General features: G+C 71.7%; 7 protein-coding genes. 5 read left to right on the top strand and 2 right to left on the bottom strand.

Annotated elements, in window-relative coordinates; genetic code table 11:
• Window positions 1-398: N-acetyltransferase (locus tag Q1N79_RS03990; protein WP_300604524.1), on the top strand; the 398-nt coding region annotated here is incomplete at its 5' end.
• Between the two features lie 12 nt (window positions 399-410).
• Here Q1N79_RS03990 and Q1N79_RS03985 read toward each other — a convergent pair.
• Window positions 411-1871 (bottom strand): helix-turn-helix transcriptional regulator, encoded by a 1461-nt coding sequence (locus tag Q1N79_RS03985; protein ID WP_300604521.1) that lies wholly within the window; start codon window positions 1869-1871, stop codon window positions 411-413.
• 143 nt (window positions 1872-2014) lie between these two features.
• Between Q1N79_RS03985 and aceA the strand changes: the two genes are divergently transcribed.
• Window positions 2015-3307 (top strand): isocitrate lyase, encoded by a 1293-nt coding sequence (aceA, locus tag Q1N79_RS03980; protein WP_300604518.1) that lies wholly within the window; start codon window positions 2015-2017, stop codon window positions 3305-3307.
• A 48-nt stretch (window positions 3308-3355) separates the two neighbouring features.
• On the opposite strand, the gene Q1N79_RS03975 is transcribed toward aceA, so the two are convergent.
• Entirely contained in the window at window positions 3356-3961 is a 606-nt protein-coding gene (locus Q1N79_RS03975) for a hypothetical protein (RefSeq protein WP_300604515.1), read from the bottom strand.
• A 97-nt stretch (window positions 3962-4058) separates the two neighbouring features.
• Between Q1N79_RS03975 and Q1N79_RS03970 the strand changes: the two genes are divergently transcribed.
• The 3 genes from Q1N79_RS03970 to Q1N79_RS03960 all read left to right on the top strand — a co-directional run bounded on the left by Q1N79_RS03970 (window position 4059) and on the right by Q1N79_RS03960 (window position 8444).
• Window positions 4059-6467, top strand: a complete 2409-nt coding sequence (locus Q1N79_RS03970; RefSeq protein ID WP_300604512.1) for an MMPL family transporter — start codon at window positions 4059-4061, stop codon at window positions 6465-6467.
• A 288-nt stretch (window positions 6468-6755) separates the two neighbouring features.
• On the top strand, window positions 6756-7961 hold the full coding sequence (gene sepH, locus Q1N79_RS03965) for a septation protein SepH (protein WP_300604509.1): 1206 nt from the start codon (window positions 6756-6758) through the stop codon (window positions 7959-7961).
• Window positions 7962-8444: a DUF4232 domain-containing protein gene (locus tag Q1N79_RS03960; RefSeq protein WP_300604506.1), complete on the top strand. Its 483-nt coding sequence runs from the start codon at window positions 7962-7964 to the stop codon at window positions 8442-8444.
• Window positions 8445-8527: the final 83 nt, after the last annotated feature.

Raw genomic sequence — 8527 nt, 5'->3', positions numbered from 1 at the left:
TGCGGGGGTTCGGGTTCGGCTCGGGAAATACCTGCGTGGTGCTTGTCGCCGTCGACGACGCGGGGACCGGCATGCTCGGCACGGTGACGCTTGAGCCGTTCGGTCCGGGCAGCGAGCTCGCGCGGGACGGGACGGAGGCCGACATCCGGGCGTTCGCGGTCGCCCCGCGGGCGCAGGGGCAGGGCGTCGGGCGCACGCTGCTGCTCGCGGTCATCCAGCTGGCCGGACAGCGCGGCGTGCGCTGCCTGCGGCTGTGCACGCGGCCCCCGATGGAGGCGGCGCGGCACCTGTACGAGGCCAATGGGTTCTCGCGGACGCCGGACCTGGACTTCGAGCCGGTGCCCGGGCTCGCCCTGCGGGCCTACGAGCTCGCGTTGCCGAGCGCACCGTCCCGCTAAGGACGAGTCAGCTCACTGAGCGGCGTGGCGGTCGAGGAACTCGTAGACGTCCACGTCGTCCACGCCGGGGAAGGAGCCGGCCGGCAGCGCGGACAGGATGTGCGAGTGGGCGCGGGCCGACGGCCAGGCCATGCCCTCCCAGCGCTCGGCCAGCGCGAGCGGCGCTCGCTGGCAGCACTCGCCGTCGGGGCACAGCGACCTGGTCCTGATCGGCGATTCCCGGCCGCGGAACCAGCGGGAGTGCTCGAACGGGACGCCGAGCGTGATCGCGAACCCCGGTTCGGCGCGCGGGTCGACCTGGGCGACGCAGAAGTACGTGCCCGAGGGGGTGTCGGAGTACTGGTAGTGCGGCGAGAACCGGTCCGGCGCCGCGAACACCTGCCGCCCGGCCCACTGCCGGCACATCCGCTGTCCCTCGATCGCGCCTGAGACGTCGGCGGGGAAGATCACGCCGTCGTTTTCGTAGGCCTTGTAGATGATGCCGCTCGCGTCGTTCTTCACGAAATGGCAGGGCAGCCCGAGGTGGTGGGTGACCAGGTTGGTGACCCGGTGCGCGGCCATCTCGTATGATACTGAGTATACATCGACGAGGTCCTCGACGGCCAGGTCGCGCCGGTCCAGCGCCGAGCGCAGGAACTCCACCGCCGTCGACTCGGGCATCAGCATCGCGGCCGCGAAGTAGTTCGCCTCCACCCGCTGGCGCAGGAAGTCGGCGAAGTCGCGCGGCACGTCGTGCTCGAGCAGGAAGTGCCCGAGGGACTGCAGGATCACCGCCCGCGGCGAGTGCCCGCCGACCGGCTCCTGCTTGACGTAGATGCGGTTACTGCGCAGGTCGGTCAGCGACCGCACGGACCGCGGCAGGTCCGGCACGAACTGGACCGAGAACCCGTGCCTGGACACCACCGACAGCAGCATCCCCTGCGACAGGGCCCCGCCCGAGTAGCCGGCGCGCCGCAGCGCCTCGGCGGCGGCCTGCTCGATCGCGGGGAAGTAGTTCGCCCGCTGCCGCATCGACGCGCGCAGCGCGGCGTTGGCGGCCCTGGCCTCTTCTGGCGTGGCGGTCGGCTTGGAGCGCTGGGCGCGCAGTTCGGCGGCGACCGCCACGAGATGCTCGAGCACGTCGGTCGGCACGCGCGTGCCCACCCGCAGCGGCGGCAGGCCGAGCGCGGCGTAGGACGGGTCGCGCTGCGCCTGCTCGAGCGCGATCTCCAGCTGCGCCCGGCGGCTTGGCGGCTGCTTCTTCAGCAGTTCGGACACCGGCACAGACAGCGCGGCGGCGAGCTGCTCCACCAGCGACAGCCGCGGCTCGCGGCGGCCGTTCTCTATCAGCGAGAGCACCGACGGGGTGCGCCCGACCTTGGCGCCGAGCTCGGCGAGCGTCAGCCCGCGGGCGCGGCGCGCGTGCCGCAGCCGCTGGCCGAAGGTTGCCAGGTCTAGACCACCGGTCTCTACCAATTTCCGCGTTTCTTTCATCGTAAAAAAGAGTAACACGTTTCCGTTCGGAAAAAAATGAATATTTTTACGGACCTTAGTCCTCGGTTTCCGCGGGCACTGCCCTCACCCTGGTACTACGGCCAGCCCGGCGAGCTGGCTCACTACGGAAAGGCATGGCGACCATGGACACGATCAGCCAGCAGGCGGCCAATCTGCGCGTCGAGTGGGAGACCGACCCGCGCTGGGCGAACATCAGGCGGAGCTACACAGCCGAGGACGTGATCCGGCTGCGCGGCTCGGTGACCGAGGAGCACACGCTCGCGCGGCGCGGGGCGAACAGGCTATGGGACCTGCTGCGGACCGAGGACGCCGTGCGGGCGCTCGGCGCGATCACCGGCAACCAGGCCGTGCAGATGGTCAGGGCGGGCCTGCAGGCCATCTACCTGTCCGGGTGGCAGGTCGCGGCCGACGGGAACCTCGCCGGGCAGACCTACCCCGACCAGTCCCTGTACCCGGCGAACTCGGTGCCGCAGATGGTGCGGCGGATCAACAACGCGCTGCTGCGCGCCGACCAGATCTGCTGGTCGGAGCGTTCGGCGGACAGCACGGCCCCGCGGGCCAACTGGCTGGCACCGATCGTGGCGGACGCCGAGGCGGGCTTCGGCGGCGTGCTGAACGCGTTCGAGCTGATGAAGTCGATGATCGCGGCGGGGGCCGCGGGCGTGCACTTCGAGGACCAGCTCGCGTCGGAGAAGAAGTGCGGCCACCTCGGCGGGAAGGTGCTCATCCCGACCGGGCAGCATATCAAGACGCTGACCGCGGCCCGGCTCGCCGCCGACGTGGAGAACGTGCCGGCGCTGGTGATCGCGCGGACCGACGCGCACGCGGCGACGCTGCTCACGACCGACGTCGATGAGCGCGACAAGCCGTTCGTGACCGGCGAGCGGACCGCCGAGGGGTTCTACCTGGTGCGCAACGGGATGGCCGCGTGCATCGCCCGCGGCCTGGCCTACGCCCCGTACAGCGAGCTGCTGTGGATGGAGACCTCGACCCCCGACCTGGACGAGGCGCGCGAGTTCGCCGAGGCGATCAAGGCCGAATACCCCGGCCAGATGCTTGCCTACAACTGCTCGCCGTCGTTCAACTGGCGGGCGAAGCTGGACGAGGCGACGATCGCCAAGTTCCAGAAGGAGCTGGCCGCGATGGGGTACCGGTTCCAGTTCATCACGCTCGCCGGGTTCCACGCGCTGAACTACTCGATGTTCTCACTCGCGCACGGCTACGCGCACGAGGACATGGCGGCCTACGTGCGGCTGCAGCAGGCCGAGTTCGCGGCCGAGGGGCTCGGCTACAGCGCGACCAAGCACCAGCGCGAGGCGGGGACCAGCTACTTCGACCTCGTCACGCAGGCGATCTCGCCGAACGCGCAGACGCTGGCGCTCGCGGGCTCGACCGAGGCCGCGCAGTTCCGCTGACCGCACGCTGACGCTGACCGCCCGCGGCCGCCGCCCGGCGCGCCTGGCTTACGTCCAGGCGTCGTCAGGCGGCTGCTGCGGCATCGTCTGGGTCGGCGCGGACGGCAGCGGCGGCAATGGCTGCAGCGGCTGCAGCGGCTGCGGTATCGGCGCGGTCTCGGCCCAGTCGGAGGAGATCAGGGTGCTTGCCGGGACCGCGGCCACCGCGTCCAGCTGCTCGCCGCCCCACGGCACGCGGCGCCGCCACCTGGAGGGGACGAAGAGCGGGACGACCAGCACGAAGCCGGCCGCGGCGAGCACCCCGTTGAACAGCATCGCCTCGAAGCCGACGCCGAACGTATCATGCTTCAGCGGAATGTAGGCCACCGCACGCCGCACGCGGACCAGGTACAGCACGCTCCAGGCGAGCAGCCCGAGGCCGGGCAGCCCGGACGCCAGCGGCGAGATCCGGGGTGCCGCCACGCAGATCCCGGCGAGCAGCGCGGTGCCCGCCAGCGCCGCGAAGGCCAGCAGTACGTGCGTGTCGTGCAGCAGCGAGCCGCCGCCCGCGGGCAGTGCCGCCACCGCGCCGCCGCCGGCGGGGATCTGCAGCAGCCGCAGGTAGCCCCAGGCCGCACCGAAGAACACCGCCGCCGCCAGCAGGACAGCTAGCACGAAACCAACGAAATGCCGCATATGGCCGCGCCTCCTCTTCTCCAGCATGCGGGGTCCGGCTGCCTGTCGCACCGTCCCCGCTCGCTATCCTAGGCGCGTGCGCGTCGACGACATATTCAGGGCAATCGCCTCATTCGCCGTCAAGTACCGCTGGCTGGTGCTGATCGTCTGGGTGGCCGCCTTCGTGGCGATCCCGCGGGCGCTGCCATCGCTGGCCAGCGTGACGCAGGGCAACAACAGCGCGTTCCTGCCCGCCAGCGCGCCCAGCGAGCAGGCGGCGGAGCTGGCCGCGCCGTTCGGGGGAACGAACCTGAGCCCGGTGCCGGTGGTCGCGGCGGTCGGCAGCGGCACGCTCACCGCCGCCGACCAGGCCTGGCTGACCACGCTGTCGACCGACCTGCTCAACGTTCCGACGGTCGTCAAGGTGCACGACCTGGGGGTCTCGGCGCTCTCGGCCACCGTGCGCGGCCAGGCCGCCCAGCTGCAGGTGCTGTCCGATGTCAGCCAGGGCGACCAGGACGCGATCACGGACTTCGTCGACAACCTGCGCACCGCGATCAAGGCCGCCGCCCCGCCGCCGGGCATGCAGGTGCACCTGGCCGGGCAGCTCGCGATCAACGTCGACCAGCAGAAACAGTCCGGCACCACCGGCACCGAGGTGCAGGGCATCTCGGTGCTGTTCATCCTCATCCTGCTGCTGCTGATCTTCCGGTCGCTGCTCGCGCCGTTCATCACGCTGATCCCGGCGTTCATGTCCGTGGTGATCGCCGGCCCGCTGGTCGCCGAGGCCGCCTACCACGGGCTCAAGGTGTCGACGCTGGCCCAGCTGCTGCTGATCGTGCTCGTGCTCGGCGCGGGCACGGACTACGGGCTGTTCCTGGTGTTCCGGGTCAGGGAGAACATGCGCCTGGGCCAGCCCTCGAAGGAGGCGGTGGTCAACGCGCTGACGAAGGTCGGCGAGTCGATCTCGTTCTCCGCCTTCACGGTGATCGCGGCGCTGCTTTCGCTGCTGTTCGCCACCTTCCAGATCTACTCCGACCTCGGCATCCCGCTCGCGGTCGGCATCGCAGTGATGCTGCTGGCCGGGCTGACCCTGCTCCCGGCACTGCTGGCGATCTTCGGGCGCGCGGCGTTCTGGCCGACGAAGAACGTCGCCGGAGCATCGACGACCGGCGCCTGGGGCAAGGTCGCCGCCCGGATCGTCAAGCGGCCCGCGCTGGCGCTGTCGATCGGCATGATCGCGCTCGGCGGCCTGTCGGTCGCGGTCAGCGGGTACGTCAGCGCCGGGTTCGGCGGCGCGATCGCCGCGCCGGCGGGCACCGACTCCGCGGCAGGCACCGCGCTGCTGACCAAGTACTTCCCGGCCTCCGCCGCCAACCCGACCAACCTCGTCTACCGGCTGTCCGCGCCTGCCTGGCGGGACCCGCAGGCGATCGCGGCCGCCACCAGCCAGCTCCAGGCCAGCGGGCTGTTCACCGGGGTGACCGGCCCGCTCAACCCGGTCGGCGGCACCGGGTTCACCCCGGCGCAGTTCACCGAACTGCACGCCGTGCTCGGCTCCGGGCCGCTGCCGCCGACGCCGCCCGCCTCGCTGCCCGCCAAGATCTCGCCGCAGGCGTACCAGGAGTACCGGGCGACCGCCCAGTTCGTCGACACGGCAGGCACCACGATCCAGTTCGAGACCGGGCTGACCGCGGGCGACCCGTCCACCACCGCGGCGCTGCAAGCGGTCCCGGCCATCAGGGCCGAGGCGGCGGCCGTGGTGCCGACGCTGCGCGCCACGGCCTACGGCGTGGGCGGCGAGGCGCCGGCGCTTTACGACGTCAGCGCGATCTCCAACAGCGACCTCGCGCACGTGATCCCGATCGCGATCGTCGTGATCGGCGTGCTGCTCGCGCTGGTCATGCGGTCGCTGATCGCTCCGCTGTACCTGATCGCGTCGGTCGCGCTGTCCTATTTCGCGGCGCTCGGCCTTGCGGTGCTCGTGTTCATCGAGATCGGGAATTCCGGCGGCATCACCTTCATCCTGCCGTTCCTGCTGTTCATCTTCTTGCTCGCCCTCGGCGAGGACTACAACATCCTCGTGATGACCCGGATCAGGGAGGAAGCCCACCGGTTCCCGCTGCGCGAGGCGGTCTCGCGGGCGCTCGGGGTGACCGGCACGACCGTGACCTCGGCCGGGCTTGTGCTGGCCGGAACGTTCACCGTGTTCGCCGTCGTGGGCGCGAGCGAGTCGGGGGGCAGCCAGATCCGCGACGTCGGCATCGGCCTGGCGGTCGGCGTCGTCATGGACACGTTCGTCGTCCGCTCCGTGCTCGTGCCGTGCACGGTGTGCCTGCTCGGCCGCTGGAACTGGTGGCCGAGCAGGCTCATCACCGGCGGGACGGACTCGGTGGGGGCAAGCGCCGACGCGCTCGGGCTGAAGGGGGACATCTCCCCCGCCGCGGCCGGTGACGCCGCGGCCGGTGACGCCGCGGCGGAAAGCGACTCAAGCGGCCGTCCCTGACGCCGATTCGCCGGCCGGGGACGCTCCTTGCGGCCGGCCAGTCACCGGAAGGTCCCGGCGCGCGCGCCCGGGTCGTGGTAAGTCGGGGTAAGTCAGGGTAAGTCGGAGGTAAGTCGGGGTAAACGGTCGTGGTAAATGGCAGCATGAACTCCTGACATGCCGGGCGGGGTGCTTTCCTTATCGGCCGCTGACCGGGAGACTCTTGACGGAAGTGGTACGGCACGGGCTCGCGGCGCAAGACAACGTGGAGTACGGCGGGTGCAGCCCGGGCAGCATGGAAGGACGCCGATGCAGGAACTGCGGTTCGTGGCGGTGAGCGAGGACGGCAGTTACGCCGTCCTGGCCGTTCCCGGCAGGAGCGCGCGGTTCACCTTGCCGATCGATGAACGGCTGCGGGCCGTCGCGCTCGGCCAGACCTCCCGGCTCGCCCAGTACGAGATCGAAGTGGAGAGTCCCTTGCGACCCAAGGAGATCCAGGCACGGATCCGCGCAGGTGAGACGGCGGAAGAGATCGCCGACGCGGCCGGCATCCCGGTCGAGCGCGTGCGCTGGTTCGAAGGCCCGGTCCTCGCGGAGCGGGCCTACGTCGCTGACCAGGCGCAGTCCGCCTCGGTGCGGCGGGCGGGTGATTCGGCGTCAGGTCCCAGGCTCGGCGATATCGTGCCCGGCCGGCTGACGGCGGCAGGCGTCGACCCCGCGGACGGGCAGTGGGACTCCCGCAAGCGCGGCGACGGCAACTGGCAGGTTTCGCTGACTTTTTCCGCGGGCGGCCGGCTGCACATCGCCGAGTGGGTCTTCGATCCCCGCCGCAGGCACGTCATGCCCGACGACGACAACGCCGCGCGGCTGTCGCTGCCGGACTCCGAGCTGCCGCCGCTTCCGGCCAGCCTGCCCGGCGAGGCGACCGTGACGCCGCTCGCGCCACGGCTCGGCGCCGCGGCCGGGATGGGGTCCGGCTCGCTGGGCGGCGGCCTGAACGCCGGCCCGGCCGGCGGCCGGCTCCGCGCCGAATCGCACGCCCCGTCGCCCGTCCTGTCCCGCCCCGCGTACCGCGACCCCGTCCCCGCACCGCAGGCCATCGCACCGCAGGCACAGGCCGCCGCACCGCAGGCACAAGCCGCCGCACCGCAGGCCATCGCACCGCAGGCACAGGCCGCCGCCCGCTCCTCTTCCCATGATTCCGAACGATCCCGGCCGGCTCCCCAGCGCCCGCCGCGCTACGAGGAGCCTGACGACCTCGACGCCGTGCCCGAACCACAGCCGGTGGCCGTGGCGGCGCCCGCCGAGCGGCAGGAACCGGCGGCGGCCCAGGCTGCCGCGGACGCCGCGGACGCCGCGGAACCAGTGGACGTAGACCTCGCCGGGCCCGCGGAACCCGCGGCCGACGAGCAGGCGGCCCCCTCCCGCCAGGGCAAGAAAACCGCCCGCGGCCGCCGTGCCTCGGTCCCGTCCTGGGACGAGATCATGCTCGGCAGCACCCGCCAGCGCGACTAAGTGCGGATACCCGGAGGCACCGGGCCGGCCGTCTGGGCCGCGCCCGCCGTTCCGCCCGCCTGCACCGCCGGCAACCTCGGGGTCTGGGTGAACGTCAGCTCCCTCAGCGGCGCGGCCGGCACCTACTACTACGCCCTGGAGTTCACCAACACAAGCAGCCACGCGTGCCGCACCTTCGGCTACCCGGGTGTCTCGGCCACCGGCATCAACTTGAACCAGCTCGGCGACGCCGCCGGGCGCAGTCCGGTGTACAAGGCGGCCTGGGTGACGATCCCGGCGGGCGGTACCGCGCACGTGCTGTTCGGCTACGGGGCCGCGGAGGTCGACACTTCCGGCTGCAAGCCGGCGTACGCGAGCCTCCTGCGGGTCTACCCGCCGAACGAGAACGGCTCGGACGTCACGTTCTTCAGCCTGCCCGTGTGCACGCTCAAGCACCACACGTACCTGTTCGTGTCGGTGGTCCGGCCCGGCACGAACATATAGGCGCTGTCTGCGCCGACCTGGCCGGGGACGGGCCACTTCAGCAGGCTGGGACGAGGCCCTCGGTGGACGCCGGGGACGGCGCG

It is taken from the genome of Trebonia sp., assembly GCF_030042015.1.
Taxonomy (GTDB): Bacteria; Actinomycetota; Actinomycetes; order Streptosporangiales; family Streptosporangiaceae; genus Trebonia.
The sequence above is the reverse complement of the archived record's forward strand: the minus strand, read 5'-3'. Positions and strand labels throughout refer to the sequence as shown.

Bases quoted from the DNA above. Each gene is read 5' to 3' on its own strand.
- Q1N79_RS03985 (WP_300604521.1), bottom strand. From the start codon at position 1,871: ATGAAAGAAACGCGGAAATTGGTAGAGACCGGTGGTCTAGACCTGGCA.
- aceA (WP_300604518.1), top strand. From the start codon at position 2,015: ATGGACACGATCAGCCAGCAGGCGGCCAATCTGCGCGTCGAGTGGGAG.
- sepH (WP_300604509.1), top strand. From the start codon at position 6,756: ATGCAGGAACTGCGGTTCGTGGCGGTGAGCGAGGACGGCAGTTACGCC.